This window comes from Cytobacillus firmus DS1 (genome assembly GCF_000565285.1).
Lineage (GTDB): Bacteria > Bacillota > Bacilli > Bacillales > Cytobacillaceae > Cytobacillus > Cytobacillus firmus_A.
This window is the reverse complement of record NZ_APVL01000001.1, coordinates 131,431-147,399: the sequence shown is the minus strand read 5'-3', so window position 1 is coordinate 147,399 and position 15,969 is coordinate 131,431. Positions and strand designations below refer to the sequence as shown.

General features: G+C 44.3%; 14 protein-coding genes. 1 reads left to right on the top strand and 13 read right to left on the bottom strand.

What is annotated here, in order from left to right:
* Nucleotides 1–19: 19 nt before the first annotated feature.
* On the top strand, nt 20–1,987 hold the full coding sequence (locus PBF_RS00790) for a M6 family metalloprotease domain-containing protein (RefSeq protein WP_035325790.1): 1,968 nt from the start codon (nt 20–22) through the stop codon (nt 1,985–1,987).
* A gap of 43 nt (nt 1,988–2,030) precedes the next feature.
* Here the strand turns inward: PBF_RS00790 and PBF_RS00785 are convergent, their stop codons facing one another.
* The 13 genes from PBF_RS00785 to PBF_RS00730 all read right to left on the bottom strand — a co-directional run bounded on the left by PBF_RS00785 (nt 2,031) and on the right by PBF_RS00730 (nt 15,918).
* Nucleotides 2,031–2,531 (bottom strand): DUF1772 domain-containing protein, encoded by a 501-nt coding sequence (locus PBF_RS00785; RefSeq protein WP_035325787.1) that lies wholly within the window; start codon nt 2,529–2,531, stop codon nt 2,031–2,033.
* The gene (locus tag PBF_RS00780) at nt 2,528–3,142 is read right to left on the bottom strand and encodes a DUF5957 family protein (protein ID WP_035325780.1); all 615 of its coding nucleotides are present in this window, start codon (nt 3,140–3,142) and stop codon (nt 2,528–2,530) included. The genes PBF_RS00785 and PBF_RS00780 overlap by 4 nt, the downstream gene beginning before the upstream one ends.
* Before the next feature lie 133 nt (nt 3,143–3,275).
* Nucleotides 3,276–3,965 (bottom strand): response regulator transcription factor, encoded by a 690-nt coding sequence (locus PBF_RS00775; protein WP_035325777.1) that lies wholly within the window; start codon nt 3,963–3,965, stop codon nt 3,276–3,278.
* Nucleotides 3,966–5,057, bottom strand: coding sequence for a sensor histidine kinase (locus PBF_RS00770; protein ID WP_035325774.1), 1,092 nt, complete (start codon nt 5,055–5,057; stop codon nt 3,966–3,968).
* Between the two features lie 670 nt (nt 5,058–5,727).
* Entirely contained in the window at nt 5,728–5,928 is a 201-nt protein-coding gene (locus PBF_RS00765) for a hypothetical protein (protein ID WP_035325771.1), read from the bottom strand.
* Between the two features lie 93 nt (nt 5,929–6,021).
* Nucleotides 6,022–6,591: a DUF2812 domain-containing protein gene (locus PBF_RS00760; protein ID WP_035325768.1), complete on the bottom strand. Its 570-nt coding sequence runs from the start codon at nt 6,589–6,591 to the stop codon at nt 6,022–6,024.
* Nucleotides 6,578–6,895, bottom strand: coding sequence for a PadR family transcriptional regulator (locus PBF_RS00755; protein WP_035325765.1), 318 nt, complete (start codon nt 6,893–6,895; stop codon nt 6,578–6,580). The genes PBF_RS00760 and PBF_RS00755 overlap by 14 nt, the downstream gene beginning before the upstream one ends.
* A gap of 367 nt (nt 6,896–7,262) precedes the next feature.
* Nucleotides 7,263–11,093 (bottom strand): S8 family serine peptidase, encoded by a 3,831-nt coding sequence (locus PBF_RS00750; protein WP_035325762.1) that lies wholly within the window; start codon nt 11,091–11,093, stop codon nt 7,263–7,265.
* Between the two features lie 391 nt (nt 11,094–11,484).
* Nucleotides 11,485–12,225 carry a 3-oxoacyl-ACP reductase FabG gene (gene fabG / locus PBF_RS00745; RefSeq protein WP_035326586.1) on the bottom strand — a complete coding sequence of 247 codons (741 nt, stop codon included), beginning with the start codon at nt 12,223–12,225 and terminating at the stop codon, nt 11,485–11,487.
* Between the two features lie 19 nt (nt 12,226–12,244).
* A complete protein-coding gene (locus tag PBF_RS00740; RefSeq protein WP_035325760.1) occupies nt 12,245–13,816 on the bottom strand; it encodes a sodium:solute symporter family protein in 1,572 nt (523 codons plus the stop codon).
* Between the two features lie 15 nt (nt 13,817–13,831).
* On the bottom strand, nt 13,832–13,960 hold the full coding sequence (locus PBF_RS26970) for a hypothetical protein (protein WP_268745091.1): 129 nt from the start codon (nt 13,958–13,960) through the stop codon (nt 13,832–13,834).
* Nucleotides 13,961–13,963: 3 nt separating this feature from the next.
* On the bottom strand, nt 13,964–15,028 hold the full coding sequence (locus tag PBF_RS00735; protein WP_035325757.1) for a ketopantoate reductase family protein: 1,065 nt from the start codon (nt 15,026–15,028) through the stop codon (nt 13,964–13,966).
* A gap of 29 nt (nt 15,029–15,057) precedes the next feature.
* Nucleotides 15,058–15,918 carry a 3-keto-5-aminohexanoate cleavage protein gene (locus PBF_RS00730; RefSeq protein ID WP_035325753.1) on the bottom strand — a complete coding sequence of 287 codons (861 nt, stop codon included), beginning with the start codon at nt 15,916–15,918 and terminating at the stop codon, nt 15,058–15,060.
* Nucleotides 15,919–15,969 lie beyond the last annotated feature (51 nt).

Genomic DNA, 15,969 nt, shown 5'->3' with positions numbered 1-15,969 from the left:
TTGAGGGGGGCGAAATAAGTTGAGGCAATTGAAAAAATCTTTTATATTATTTGCTGCATTTCTTTTAATGACCATTTCTTCAGCGGCTTATGCAGAAAAACCGGGTCTTGAAGATTTCCCGGAACCCGCAGATGTGCAGTCCTGGGAGCTTCCTGAGGATATGACCTGGGAAGATTACCGGCCCGTGCCGGGAATTGACTGGCGCACGGCTGATATTGAGCCTGAAAGAGTATTGCGGGGAGCGCTTGTCATTGTCGATTTTCCTGACCGGGAGTTTATTTTAAGCCAGCCGGAAGGATCTGAAGTCGCAGGCAACCCTATTGGCATCGGCAATATCCCGCGCGATGAAATCGGCCAGTTCTGGGTGGATTTCCTGAACAAGCCGCAGCCGCTGAATAATCATCGGACAATCAATGAATATTGGAGAGAAAATTCGTATGGCAAATGGGCTGTTGAACTGGATTCATTCGGAACCTATCGTATGGACCACAATGAATTCCAGTACGGACTGAACGAATTTGGGCAGCAATCCAATATGCCGGGAGAGTATCAGGCAAAAAATTTAAGATCTGAAGCAATGGAAAAGGCGCAAGCGGATATCGCAGCATCAGGAAAAAATTACGACTTCACCTTCATCCTGCATGCCGGATATGATGAGTCAGGTGTCTGGCAGGAGTTTGGGGAAATGATGTTCCAGACAGCAGAAGATGTGGCGAAGGAATTTGGCCCGCCTTTTGAAGGGTTCACGAATTCCGCCAATACCCGCTATGTGCCTTGGACTTCGTGGCTTGCTGCGAAAAGCATCTGGTCCAGTGCAAGCCGGGGTGTTTCGATCCAGGGTGAAAACGATGGAATGGGAACGTTCGCTCATGAATTTGGCCATATTATGAATTTGGGGGATAACTACAACAATCCATATGGAAAGCCTGTTTCCCGCTCCTATTCCGGACCTTGGGAATTAATGAGCCGGGGAAGCTTTAATGGGCCTGCAGGGCCTCATACACGCTGGATGGTGCTCCCTACTCTGGGCGGATCAGCGCCGGCGCATCACATGCTCCGAAACAAAATCAAGCAAGGCTTCTTATCGGAAGACCAGTATTTGAACATCAGCAGGGAGGAATTGGCTGAATCCGGACCTGTATTTACTGATATCCTGGCACGTGCGGTACCGGCCGGTGAAGAGTTTGGCCGCAATGCCCTTCACGGCATTAACATCAGCATGGAAGATCTGACGCCAAAAAATTCACTGGAGGACGACTGGCGTGCTGACATGCAGCGCGGGGAAAAATGGTATAACAACTATACGGTGGAAGTAGTGGACCGAGTAGGATTCGACTCCTTCACTCCAGACTCCGGAGTTCTACTTGCCAAAACCAAAAATACGGAAGCAGCACCAAACATCTGGGTCATCGACTCACATGCAGAAGATATTAACAAGGTGGACTTTAAACGTCCTGACGGAACAGAAGCTATGTATTCCAAAGGAGATTACAGACAGCTTTCCGATTCCCTCTTCAAGGCAGGCACAGCAGAGGGCGTTGTCAGCGAATATAAGGACGAGCATAACCGTCTTCACTTCTACATTCTAAATAAAAAGGCGGATAATGAAGGAGCACTTTCCTATCGCGTTGCCGTCCGCCATATGGATGAATCCGGCCCTGCCGCAAGAGGAGTCTCAGCTGAAAACAGCAAAGTTCAATTTGCCGCTCCCGGCAAGGTGGCAGCCTATTCCTTCAAGGTAACCAATACGGGCAATGCTGCGGATCTTATCCGCCTTAATGCCAAGACGGAAGCCGGCTGGGAGCTCATGCTGGAACATAATGTGATTGAAGTGCAAGCCGGTGAAACAGTGGAAGTTCCAGTTTACGTAAAAATTCCAAAAACCAAGCCTGTACCGACAAGCCTTACATTTACAAGCACCTCCGAAACCGATCCTGCCAAAACGGATACAGTTACACGCCGTGTTGGCCCGGGTGCGGGGAAATAAACGATTAAAAAAGGGACAGGCCCGCCTGTCCCTTTCCATTTCCCTACGCTCTTTCATGCAATTGCTTCTTATAAAACTTTAAAAATCCCACAAACACCATGACAGCGCCAATCGTATTGCACGCTACTCTGATCCAATTGATCATCAGAAACTCCCTTGCGGTTTGTTTCAGAAATTCAACTGAATGAACACTCTGCCCCTCAATAAACATAATTTCATTTCTCGGCCATTCAAATACCATGGAGATGAGCCCTAAGAGAATCATGACAAGAATACTTCCCAAAACCCAGCGTCGGGCAGATTTTATTTTCCACACCAGAATCAGCGCCCCAGCCCCGGTGATCCAGCTCGCTAACCCAAGCGGCGGGAAAAACGTATGGGGACTTGCAACCTCCATAAAATCCATCGAAACCTCAAACGATTCCGGCACGTTATGAAAAATATTCGGATATACCATGAATACCTCCAATACAAAAGCCCCCAGCATAATAAAGGTGATCCATAAATATGAAACCATAAAGAAATACGTCAGTTTTTGCTTCATTGCTTTTCCTCCTTCATCTTTTGTTTCTTCTTATACTGCCAGGCAGGTACAATCACCGCGGATAAGGCAGCCAGATAAAACGGCAGAAATTTTATCCCCGCTGGCTGATCGAATACATAGAAACTAATGATTCCAATCAGATTAGATAAAATAACACCTGCTGTTAATCCGCCGGCTGCACCAGCCAATACCCAAACCAGCAGCCCTCTGTTTTTTTCCATGGAGCGAACAGACTCCTGCGGCCCCTTCAAACCCTTCCGTATTGCAGCCGTGCCTGCCCCAAGTAACAGTACTCCCGCAACCGGGTGAAACGCTCCAAGCCAGCTGATTTTCCAGCCCATATTGGCAGTGAAATACATGGCAAACAGCAGCAGGAAAATTATCATCAGTTCCTTATAGATCTGCTTGAAAAAGCCCCCTGCCAGCGCACTGAACACCATCAGGACCGGAATGGCATATCCAAACAAATGCACAAACATCTTATGGGCGGCCCACTTGGACGGATCACCAAAGATCGACATCCCCGCCAGCAAAAACTGAATCAGCAGGCAGACCAGATAGACCAAGCCCAATCCTATATAACTATTTTCAGCCAATGTTCTTTTTGGCATTTCCTTTTGTCCCCTCTCCTATTTCGATTACAAAACCCATTCTAAGCAGAGGTTCTAACAGCACTCTTATCAAATTCTTACAGAAATATTAAATCCGGAAATAAAAAAAGAACGCATAGAAATCTATACGCTCTTACCGTTTAAATCGATAGCCCACACCCCAAACCGTTTCAATATAATCCGGCTCAGATGGGTCTTTTTCAATTTTCTCCCTCAGCCTTCTGATATGAACTGTCACGGTTGTGATATCCCCATAGAAATCAAATCCCCATACCTGCTCGAGCAGATGCTCTTTGCTGAAGACCTGATTCGGGGAGGAAGCCATAAACAGCAGCAGATCGAACTCCTTGGCTGTAAGGATTTTTTCTTGATTGCCTGCAAATACTTTCCGTGTGCCCGGCTGAATCAGCAAATCCCCAATCCTGATGTCTTCATCCTTGAAAGGACCGCTGGAAGTCAGCCTGTCATACCTGGCTATATGCGCCTTCACCCTGGCGATCAATTGATTGGGATTAAAAGGTTTGGCAATATAATCATCCGCTCCGCGGCCCAATCCCCGGATCATATCAATATCCTCATTTTTTGCGGTCACCATAATAATGGGAATTTCCGAGATTTCCCTGATTTTCCTGCAGACTTCATAGCCGTCCATATCCGGCAGCATCAGGTCCAACAGCACCAGCCGATAGGCGTTTTCCTTTATGCGCTCCAAGCCTTCCTGACCCGTCGCCGCAATATCTGCGTCATAATGATTCAATTCCAGGTAATCCCGTTCCAGCTCAGCAATACTTAGCTCATCTTCTATGATTAAGATTTTTTCCAATCATCTTCCCCCCTTTTTTAACCTAAAAAATATACTAAGTCCCTGTTGGGCTCCGCCACTTGCCCAAACGGTCCCCCCGTGGCCTTCGATGATCTTTTTTACAATGGCCAGACCCAGCCCGCTGCCGCCTGTAGCAGAATTCCGGGAGACATCCGTACGGTAAAAGCGGTCAAATAAATGAGGCAGCTCGTCGTGTGAGACGCCAGCACCATTGTCCTGAATTTCAACTGTGACGTCCTCCGCTTTTGACGACAGCCTGACGACTAATTCTTTCTTGCCTTCCTTCATGTATTTCAAACTGTTCTGCACAATATTGCCAACAACGCGATTCAATTTATCCCTGTCAGCCTGCACGCGATACGATTGATTCGGCTCGCACTCAAGACGGAGGCTGACAGGCTGTTCTGCCAGATTAAACCGAAGCTCCTCTAGGTAATCATCAAAGTAGGACGCTAAATCCAGCTCCCTCAAATCATAAGGAACATTCGGCAAATCAAGCTTGGAATACAATAAAAGCTCTGAGATCAAAGCTTCCATATCATCCGCCTTTTTTTCAATCGTGCCCAAATACCGTTCCATCTTTTCCGGCGTATTCGCCACACCATCTGACAGGCCCCGGATATAGCCCTTAATGCTGGTTAAAGGAGTTTTCAAATCATGGGAAATGCTCGCAATCAATTCCTTCTGATTTTCTTCATATTGCTTTTGCATGGCATCCGCCTCCTTCAATCGGCTTCTCATGCTTTCAAACGCCATGGCCAGTTCGTTCAGCTCATCCTTTTTCCCGGAAACCTCTATTTTTGTATCCAGATTTCCTCTGCTGATATCATTTGCCGATTGCTTCAGCCGGAGGAGAGGAGCAATAATGCTTTTCGAAACAAGGAAAGTCAGGATACCATTGGTCAAAACCAGCACTCCGACCAGCAGATAAATCCGAATCGACCGGAAAAATTCGAGATCCTCCTGATCCACCGAACCTTTCACAGGATAAAACAATACATACCCAATGACCATCTCAAGCAGTAAAAATAAAACAGCAGGGAGCAGCACCATCCCTATATTCGATAAAATCAATCGTTTTTTTATGGACATCCAGTCACCCCGGTTTTGTATCATAATAGCCGGGTTGAACCCAGCTTGATAGTCTTGAAAGAAGTATAAACAAAGATTCTAACCAAAACATTATATAGTTATTACAAATTTCTTAACAGCAGGTTTTTTTGTGGTGTTTGATGTTTTTGCGCAGATGAGTGGTATTCGGGTCCTGATTTTTCCTGGTTAATACTGGTTCGGACTCTAACTCGCGTTTTTCTGTGTTTTGTGTCCGAAGTTGGACCAGGTTCTGACTCTGACTGCAGGTTTCCTGCCTTCTGTGTCAGAAGTTGAACCAGGTTCTGACTCCGGCTGCAGGTTTCCTGCTTTTTGTGTCTGAAGTTGGACCAGGTTCAGACTCTGGCTGCAGGTTTCCTGCTTTTTGTGTCAGAAGTTGGACCAGGTTCGGACTCTGGCTGCAGGTTTCCTGCTTTTTGTGTCTGAAGTTGGACCAGGTTCAGACTCTGCACCTCGGATTTCTACTTTCTATGTACGAAGTTAACCCGGGTTCGAACTCTGGCCTCGGATGATCCGAAGCTCCTCCAGCTCCTGTGGTTTAAGTTAACAAGCACCAAAAAAAGTGCACAGATTCATTCTGCACACCAGCTTCCCGCCTTACACTAAACCATTCGCTATTTATTTTTGCCTTCCATTCTAAAAAGGATCATATTCATGATGGTTCCCCTTTCCGGGATGACATGGTTAGGGTATACAACTGCCTGAGGGATACTACTAGAGCAAAAACAGCCAAAGCATTGGTCACGGAAAAGAAATCTATGTCCGTTAACATGTTCCTGATCATTAAGAATATGGCTATCACTGAAATAATAATGGCCGAGTAAAAATCAAACCTGCCGCTATTTTCTTTCACAACCAGTCCCCCTTTTTAATAGTTTACGATTTTACAGGCGGGAAAGTTTCATGTTCAGCCATAAAAAGGGACAGTTGACCTGTCCCACTTGCACTATTTCTCTTTTAACATTGAATACTTACGATAAGCTTTACAGAAACTGCTTCCGAAGAACACAGCCATAAAGACTGGAAGCAGCCTTAAAAGGACAAATGGAGTTTCAAATAAAAAGGCTTTCCAAAATATTGCACCCTCCATACTCCAAAGACCTTCGGCTAAATATAAGCCTGAATCCTTGTAAATCATATACGAAAAAGACAATAACAGTATCCCCAAACCAGATGAATACCCCATCAGTCTTCGATAATAATTACTCTCTGATTGGCGATCCGAGAAAATTTGACTTTGACCATCATCCTCTTTTTGCCAATATCGAATTCCGCCAAGCCATGGCCCACTTATATAAACCCAGCCGAAATCTTCATATATCCCTTTGTAATCTTCGAATTTTTTCTTTGATAAATAATCTTGATAATCGAGCCGCATCACATATTTCTTGTCTGTTTTTTCGAAAGTGTATATTCCCAATCCGCCAATGTTTGTACAGCGATAGCCTTTTTGCAATTGCTCGTTCAGCCAGTGCTCCTCTTTTTCAATATCAAAAAACATCTTAAGTTTCTTCATTCGATTCACTTCCTTCGTACAGGGATAAAATATGCTGCAGCCTGTTTTGTTCGATTTTCAAAATTTGACTTCCTTCCGCAGTAATCATATAAACTTTTCTCCTGCCTGACTCTCCGACAGGTTCAATCCAGCCATGCTTATTCAGGTTTTCAATCGCACCGTATAATGTACCAGCTGCTAAAATAACAGTACCGTTACTTATCTCTTCTATCTTCTGCATGACGGCATAGCCATGGAGCGGCTCACGCAAAGCTAATAAAATATAATGCATGGTTTCAGATAACGGCAATAATTTATGTTTCATATTCTCAGCCTCTATTCAGTTCAGCTATATAGTTCAACTTAATAATAAGATAATACAGTTCAACTGAATAGTCAACAATCATTTCAGCTTATAACCAGTCTGCAGCAGAGAGACTGGTCTATTTGCACGTTTTATGATCCTATTTGCAGATTAAAGGTTCTAATTGCAGAATCAGCTTTTCTATTTGCAGGTCCAATTCATCTATTTGCAGATTGATTTTCTGTTTGCAAAAAGTGCTTTTCTATTTGCAAAATCAGCGTTCTATTTGCAGATCCTCTTCGTCTATTTTGCAAAATCCCCTTCTGCTCGCCATCTCCTCAAAAAGAAAACCCGGCTCCACCAAAGGAAGCCGGGTTTCCCCATACTATTACTTATCTTTCTTTCCATTCCCTTTCCCAGGCTTCACCGGGCCATCAGGAGTTTCGTGGTTTTGCGGAGGCTGTTCGCCTTTTTTCAGCTTGTATAGTTCGACCGTCTTGGTTGTTTTGTTGCCGGCCAGGTCCTCTGCTTCGAACGTGAAAACGTTTAAGCCTTCCTTCAAAGAAAGTTTAATATTTTTGAATTCTTTTTCGATGCCTCTCATTGCATAAGGCTCCTGAAATTCCTGGTAGAACAGCTCGCTGCCGTCCTGAGAGAAGCGAAGCTGGTCAAAATTATCTGTCACTGTGATGTTGATGACAGGGTCTTTCTTGTTATGCTTAATGTATTTGCTTGAAGGCAGTCCATCGATTTCGACCGTCGGGCCTGTCGCGTCGACGATGATTGTGCGTTTGAAAGAAATCGCATTATTCGCAGTATCCACTGCTTTCACTTCCAGGCTGTGAACGCCATCTTCAAACGTCATCGTTGTTTCAAATTCATATTCGCCTTTTGCTTCGTTGTAAGTTGTCTCAATAGGAGTTCCGGCAATGGTGAATTCCTTCATGCCAGACTCTTCTTTAATCGTGCCGCTGACAGTGAGTTCATTCGTGTTGTACACTTCAAGCGCCGCAGGCTCATCAAGGTACACGTATGGAACGGTCTTGTCATTGCTCACTTCGCCCACTTCCACAGTTGCTTCGGAAGAGTTGCCGGCAAAGTCGTAGGCTACAACCTTAACATTTGTGCCAGCTTCCAGTTCTTCCGGAAGAGTAAATTCTTCTGTATCTCCGCTTAGCGCTTCTTCCAGAATGGACTCTTCATCTACGAAAATATCAATAAACGAAATGCCTGAACCGTCAGGGTTATCAGCTGCTTCCAGCTTTAGGGCTGTGTTGCCTTCGATAAGCTCAGCCTGTACGCTTGGCGCAGCCGTGTCCACTTTCACAGGGATTTTCACGGACTGCCATTCTGCTCCTGCATAATCGATGACAGACTTAATCTCAAAATAGTACTGTCCATCCTGTGCAAGCTGATTGCTGATTTTTCCATCCCAGCCCCAATTCGGGTTAAGCGTATAGTTCGGACCAAGTCCTCCATCGTAATAATGCTTGCGGAGGCTGTTTTCCGTGCGCAGCTTTCTTAGTGTTTTTCCATCTTCATCTGTAATTGCGAATTCTGCTTGTTTCGCATTTCTCAGGAATGAAAGAACCGGAATGAATTGATCCTGAACTTTGTCTCCGTTCGGAGATATCGCAATCGCATCACCGCTGAATGCGTCATTTACCGGATCATATCCCAAGTAGGAATAGCCCTCGGCTGTTTCAGAAACAGCTCCTGCCATTCCATAGAAAGAACTGTCATCATACTTCATGCCGTCAAGGATCGGAGCTTTGTCCCAATCACCCTTGAAGCCTACATAAGGAACCGTTAATTGCGGGTTCACGTCAGTTGAGTCTGTCAAAGTGACATACCCTTCCACAAAGTATCCATTCGGGAATACCTCGTTGATTTCCAGAGGAGTGTCCCAGTTTCCTGTCACTGAAGGATCAACCACTTTTGCATTGCTGACATCCACACTTACTTTAAAGCTTACAGAACCATTCGCAGGAACGGTTACCACTGCTGCATCCTGGCCATCCACTTTTACAGAAGCATCTAAAATCTTCTGAGCTTCCAACTCATCTGCTGCCCATCCCATCTCTCCATAGGCTGCAAAATCAGTCTGAAGATTCGCTGCTACATCGTAAGCCACATCTTCATCACTGAAGTTTTGCGCTTTTAGAGTAAATTCAAATGTATCGCCTACTTCTTTTAAAGCCACTTTTCCTTCATTCGTTGAAGCCTCCGTTACGATAACAGGAGAAGATAATGCCGAATGAAGCTGCATGATGCCGGAACCCTGGCGGCGCGGAGAATACGGGATATTCCAATTAAATGCACTGTTTACGGTTCCTTTATCAATGACCGGTGCCGCTGTATTCATCATCAGGTTCTTCGCAACGTTGACTCGGTCAAAGCCGGTTATGCCAAATTCTGTATCCACACGCTCAAGAACAAGTGCCGCACCTCCGGATACATGAGGAGCTGCCATGGATGTACCGCTCATCATACCGTACTGGTTATTCTCAAGAGTAGAATAAATTTGTCCGCCCGGAGCTGTAATTTCAGGCTTGAAGTCCAGGTTTGGTGTTAATCCCCATGAAGTGAAGGCGCTCATTTTGCCTGCTTCAGGGTTTGCTGATTTTGTTTTTTCCCCGTTAAAAGAAAGAGTAACTGTCTGCCCATCCTGAATGGCTGCTGCCAGCTTGTCACCGTCAGTCTTCAGCATGAACAGCTGCGGAATTGTAATGGACGGATCGCTCGCCATGTTGACATATCCGTCAGCATTATTGTAGATAATGACCCCAACGGCTCCTGCGGCCTGGGCATTTTTCGCTTTATCAACAAATGCCAGTTCCCCTCGCTGAATTAAAGCGTATTTTCCTGCAACACCCGACAGCTCTTCAGGCTTGCCCAGTCCGCCGTATGCCACTTCAAATGTTTTCGTCTCAACATCGTTCGGGTGAACATTTCCTGCTGATAAAAACGCAGCTTTTCCGGACTCTTCACCGTATTGATAGTTCACTGCATCAAGATCCATGAAGGTATTTTCAATGGATGCTACCTGCAGAGAGTCATAGGATACCCCAGGGGATCCGGAAACACCGATATCCGGGTTTTCACTGCTTGGATTTGCAAATCCATTTCCAAAGTGCGCAGAGTTCCCCGCAGAAATAGACATTAAAATGCCGTTTTCTACTGCTCTGGCAATCGCTTTTTGTTCAGCTGACTCTGGGCTGACGAACCCGGCCGTTGAACCAAGACTCATATTCAGTACGTCTGCACCAAGTACAATCGCATCATCAATTGCCTTTACATAAATATCACTGTATGTAGAAGGCATATTCGGGTCATTTCCGAAAACTTTAAGCGCAAGTATCTGGGCTTCTGGTGCTACTCCTTTAATGCCGCCGTTCTCCTCATCGCCATTCGCTCCGACAGTTCCGGCAACGTGCATTCCATGCATGGAAGCATCCGGGCCGATATCACGGATCGTGTCATTTTCATCCATATAGTTGTATCCATATGGTACTTTTTCAGAATAATATTTTCCTAGAAGACCATTATCTTTTTTAAACTTGGAGATTTCCGCCTTCGTCAATTCCTTTTCTGATTCATCGGCTAAAACCATATCGCGGTGAGAAGGATCCATACCGGTATCAATGACCCCGACTACCATGCCCTCACCTTTAAATCCATAATCACGCCAAGCTTCCTGAGCTTGTACGAGCTCTTTGCTGTAGAGCATATCCGGCTTTTCCTGCGGCTTTTCGTATTCATTGACCACTTGTACTTCGGCCACTTCCGGCATTTCTTCTACAAGCTCAATGTCTCCATACATCATTTCAGCACTAAAGCCATTTACGATCGTCGTAAAGCTTTCGCGCTCAATCATTTTCACTTTATTCTTTTTAGCGCGATCCTTTACCTTCTGCTGTTCAGACAGCTTTTCATTTTTCAGCTTCTGCTTTGTTGCATCTGGAAGTTCTTTATACTTCTTCTTTTGCTTTTGGGCATAAAGGACAGATGGCTCTGTCTTCATCTCCACGATGACCCTGACAATATCAGTTTGGCTGTACTGCTTGTCCAGCTCGCTTTTCTTTATTTCCTGGATGGTCTTGCGGTTTTCTTCTCCCTTGCTGCTCGGTGTTTTCTCAGGCACAGCGGCTGCAGATACCGAACTGGAGAAGATTAACATGAACATTAATAAGGCCACTGCTGATCTTTTAATCCTCATCCCCTACCTCCTAGTTATATTATTCAGAATTTTTTTAATACACTATAAAGGTATCAAATCCAAATTTTTCATATAAGAATCAAAAGACCTGATTAACAGTTTTCAGAACAGGAAATTAGATCTATTTTGCACGAAATATGCTGTAGAAAAATTTCATTTTTTAACAGAATATGAGACTTAACCGGGACAGAGGATCAGGCTCTTTGACCTAATAAAGTCATTTCTCCCTAAACCAAGAAAAAAGGCATAGCCTGACAGCAGCACTGCCTGACTATACCTCTGTAATTTTGTGTGGATCTTGAAAGGAAGCTTACTCATTCCGAGCGCCTGCCTCTACATCCTCATGAAACTTTTGTGAAACAAGATTTTTCGGGTGGTGCCTGTCACCAAATCAGATTACAAGTCCCCCATCTATACTCAAAATGGCTCCAGTGATAAAGCGCGCTTCGTCTGAAGCCAGGAAGGCATATCCGTTTGCTATGTCTTCGGGTCTGCCCATTTGATTTAAGGGCGACTTTGCTTTCATAATGTCCTTTACCTTTTCAGGCAGAACGCTGGTCATGTCCGTCTCAATAAATCCAGGGGCAATGGCATTGACACGAATCCCGTATTTCCCCAGTTCCTTCGCCCAGGTTTTAGTCATTCCGTTTACTCCCCATTTAGCTGCGGCATAATTGGACTGGCCAAAGTTGCCGTATATCCCTACAACAGAAGAGGCATTAAGGATGACTCCTTTTCCCTGATCTTTCATTATTTTTGCTGCATACTGGCCGACATTGAAAACACCCTTTAGATTTACATCAATGACCTGATCCCATTGGGATTCTGTCATATTTGTCAGCTGTGCATCCTGAACAATACCGGCATTGTTTATGACAATATCTACACGGCCGTATTGGACTAACGCTTCTTCAAATAATTGACTGACTTCATTCCGATCTGCCACATTGCATACAACATAGATGGCTTCTCCATCGGCTTTTCTAATTTCCTCTGCCCTATCCAATAGATTCTTCTCATTTAAATCAGCTAAGACTAATTTTGCTCCTTCTTTTGCAAATTTCTTAGCTGTGGCTGCACCGATGCCTTGCCCTGCACCGGTAATGACAGCAACCTTCCCTAATAATTTCATTTTTAAGCCCATCTCCTCTTTATCCCTCAACTGCCTCTTTCGACCCGGAAGCCGTCTTTTGCATGTTTTCTTCCTGAGCATAATCATCCTGAATAGTTGAGATAACCTTTTTGGTTGAGCTGCTTATTTCGCTTTCAAAATAAGGTTCATACGCTTCAAGCGGTGCTTTCTTGCCAATTTTAACGGCAATTAAAACGCTTACAAAAGCAGCCGCCAGAGCAATGATAAATGGATTAGTTGCTCCCAATACCTTGGCAATGATATATACAGCCGTACCAACAATAATGTTGGCATATGCACCCGCGCTGTTCATTCGCTTCCAATATAAACCTAAATAGACGACAAAGAAGAAAGCGGCTCCGAATCCTCCGTACACATACGTGAATCCCATTGCCAGCAGCACTGGCGGTTTAATGGCACTCACCACAGCTAAAACACCAAGTGCCAGAACGGTATACCTTAAATGCTTTTTCGAATTTTCCTCAGTAGTTTTTGATGTGAATATATTTTTGTAAATATCATAATAAAGCGATGTCCCGCAATGCAGCAGCATGGAATTGGCTGTCGATACAGCTGCCGCACATAAAGCGACTAAAGTAAGTGCTCCCACTAAAGGATGAGCATATTCCGTGATTACCAGCGGCATAATATAGTCCGTGGTTTGGCCTGCCGGCAGGCTGGGAATCAATGTTTTCGCACCAAGTCCAATAATGATTAACGGAACGAAAATGGCGATTAGCAAAACGACTGAGATCATCATCTGCATGATGGCTACTTTAATGCTTTTAGGTGCCAGCATTCTGGCTACCCAGTGAGGGGATACGGCTGCCCCAAGTGAATTGGATATGAAAATAGAGAAGAGCGCACCTAAGCCAAAGGTTCCGACTGGAGATAATAAAACACCCTTTGATAGACTTTCGCCTCCCACAACCGTTGGTGCAGTTGTAGCCGCCAGGGTATCATAAATATTGGAGAATCCCCCTGCTGCAGCCAATACAGCGACAGCCCCCAGAACTACACCTAAAATGATTAATATGGTGTTCACGGTATCTGTAACAGCTACTGACCAGAAGCCTCCTATGCTTGTAAAAAGAAGGAAAACGAGAAAAGCAAAAATGGCTATTTCGTATTTCATACCTGTAATGGTTGAAAAAACAATTCCAAATCCGACTACCTGCAGATGCGTAAAAACAAAATATCCAACAAGCATAAGTGCCGCAACCAGCGTCCGCAATTGGCTATTCTTTTTTAATGGTTCATACCGGAGATGAATAAATTCAGGGAAAGTTTTTGCCGGCGATTCCGGTCTCCTGACTTTATATGCAACAATCGGAATTAAAGCGGTACCAAAAAACCATCCCGCAACCCATCCTATGATGGCTGCCACTCCCGAACTATATAAATAACCTGGAACCCCCATGACAGAGGCAACACTGACCCATGTGGCAACAGACGTGCCAACACCAATAAATAAGCCCATCCGGTGTCCGCCAGTTGTAAAGTCTGACATGGATTCAACATTCTTCAAGCTCTTCAGACATGTCCACACGATAAATAGTAAATAAAATGCAAATACAGCAATATACCACATTCCTGTCACCACCTCCTATTTAAATAGTTTTCCGGAATATCCCCAGCGCTTCACTTTTGACTTTTCGACTTTATAACACAGAATTGTACCGCATATCAGTGAAAAAGCGATTGTGGCAACCCAAATCAACAATGCTATAGCCATAGATTATCTCTCCTTTACAAGCGCACTTGGTTTATTTTTCATTTCCTCGTTCAAAGATTCAAAAAAAGGTAAATTATCAGAAAAAACAGGAACTGTTTTCCTATTTTCAGCATCCGATACAAGCTTCACAACTAAATCGTTATAAGGAGCAGGAATGCCGAAAGCTTTCCCTTTTTCCGAAACATGGCCATTAATAAAGTCAATCTCAGTCTTCACTTTCCGTACTAAATCCTGCAGCATACTCGCTTTTAGATTCCTGTGAGGAGACCAAACCTCATGGTAAAAGTCCATTTTCTCACTAACCTCTTGACCTTCCTTCAGTTCCAGGAATTCCATGTCTTTTCCCTGCATATTGGTTAATTGGATCCCTTGCGCATGTGCCACTTTAATGGTTTCATCCGCAATATAAGCTAAGCTGGTCATTGCTTCCTTATTCGACAGAACTTCGCCGAACGTACAGCCGAGTGCCGCTGACATTCCGCTGAATGTCGTATTCATTAATAACTTTGTCCATTTAATTCCGCTGATATTGGATGTGATTTTGCAATAGCCGACATGTTCCAATACTGCTTTTACATCCGATAAGCGGGACGTAATTCTTCCGTCCGTTTCCCCTATCTCAAATGCATATTTCTTTACAGTCTCCCATTCAGTAGTCAGTTCAGACTCACCCGGGCCTTTCCATGTCGCTCCAAAGCCAACAGCCCCGCCAATCGTCCTGCTGCCGCCAACTATGGAAGCAACATACTCTTCAGGAATTCCGTTTTGAAGCGTACAGACGATGCTATTTTCATGCAGATACGGAAGTAATTGATGAAGAGATTCATAGGTAAATACCTGCTTGGTTAATAGAAATACTAAATCATATGTGCTGCTTATTTGATTTGGTGTCAAAGCATTGACGGGAACCGTTTTATTTATAAAACCTGAAAGCTTTGCACCGGATTGATTCAGCCTATTTACATGACTTTCATTAATATCGATTAAATCTACTTTTTCTCCCCCTTCCGCCATTAGTGCCCCAATGATTGTTCCTAAAGAGCCTGCACCCATAATCGCAATATTCATCTTAAATCCCCCTATTCTTGTCACTTGATCTAGTTTTGGACACCCTTCAGGGATGTAACCAGACTGCCTCTATTCAGCTTATCTATCCCCAGGATTTTTCTGGCCTCAGCTGGAGTGGCAACCTCTCTTCCCAATGTTTGAGCCAGATTCGCTATTCGATTCACAAATTGAGCATTCGTTTCAGCTAATTCACCTCTTCGAAAATAGACACTATCCTCCATTCCTACCCGAACGTGTCCGCCTAATAGAATACTCATCGTATTGATGGTTAACTGATCCTTACTTGCACCAATTGCAGACCATGTAGAACCTTCCGGAATGCTGTCTATTAAAAACATCAGGTTTTTAGGTGTTGCCGGCATTCCGCCATGCACACCCAATACAAATTGAAAATGGAATGGATCGTCAATCAATCCCTTTTTAGCAATCCTCAGGGTATTGTGAATCATGCCAACATCAAAGATCTCAATCTCCGGCTTGATTTGCCGTTCTTTCGTAACAGCCGCCAATCTTTCCAGGAATTCAGGTGTATTGTGAAAGACACCTGAACCAAAGTTCATGGTCCCTGCATCAAAAGTAGCCATTTCAGGGTTTAATTCACACACCTTTAGCCGATCTTCATCATTATTTCCGATTCCCCCGGCAGTTGTTAAATTTAAGATAATATCGCATTTATCCTGGACACGGTCAATAACTTCTTTATACGTATCCAGATTAAGTGTATTTTCTCCCCTATGATCCCTTACATGAATATGAGCAATAGCCGCGCCCTCTTTCCATGACTCATAAACAGAATCGGCAATCTCTTTTGGCGATAATGGCACATAAGGCGTATGTTCCCGGGTGGTTTGTGCTCCTGTTGGGGCTACTGTAATTATTAATTTTTCCATTGTGTGATCCCTCTTTCTGCAGAATAAATTCTTCTTTTTCTATAGATGCAA

Coding starts and splice junctions, on each gene's coding strand:
- PBF_RS26970 (WP_268745091.1), bottom strand. CDS start 13,960: ATGGCTATAGCATTGTTGATTTGGGTTGCCACAATCGCTTTTTCACTG.
- PBF_RS00750 (WP_035325762.1), bottom strand. CDS start 11,093: ATGAGGATTAAAAGATCAGCAGTGGCCTTATTAATGTTCATGTTAATC.
- PBF_RS00740 (WP_035325760.1), bottom strand. CDS start 13,816: ATGTGGTATATTGCTGTATTTGCATTTTATTTACTATTTATCGTGTGG.
- PBF_RS00730 (WP_035325753.1), bottom strand. CDS start 15,918: ATGGAAAAATTAATAATTACAGTAGCCCCAACAGGAGCACAAACCACC.
- PBF_RS00780 (WP_035325780.1), bottom strand. CDS start 3,142: ATGCCAAAAAGAACATTGGCTGAAAATAGTTATATAGGATTGGGCTTG.
- PBF_RS00760 (WP_035325768.1), bottom strand. CDS start 6,591: ATGAAGAAACTTAAGATGTTTTTTGATATTGAAAAAGAGGAGCACTGG.
- fabG (WP_035326586.1), bottom strand. CDS start 12,225: ATGAAATTATTAGGGAAGGTTGCTGTCATTACCGGTGCAGGGCAAGGC.
- PBF_RS00755 (WP_035325765.1), bottom strand. CDS start 6,895: ATGAAACATAAATTATTGCCGTTATCTGAAACCATGCATTATATTTTA.
- PBF_RS00735 (WP_035325757.1), bottom strand. CDS start 15,028: ATGAATATTGCGATTATGGGTGCAGGCTCTTTAGGAACAATCATTGGG.
- PBF_RS00770 (WP_035325774.1), bottom strand. CDS start 5,057: ATGTCCATAAAAAAACGATTGATTTTATCGAATATAGGGATGGTGCTG.
- PBF_RS00785 (WP_035325787.1), bottom strand. CDS start 2,531: ATGAAGCAAAAACTGACGTATTTCTTTATGGTTTCATATTTATGGATC.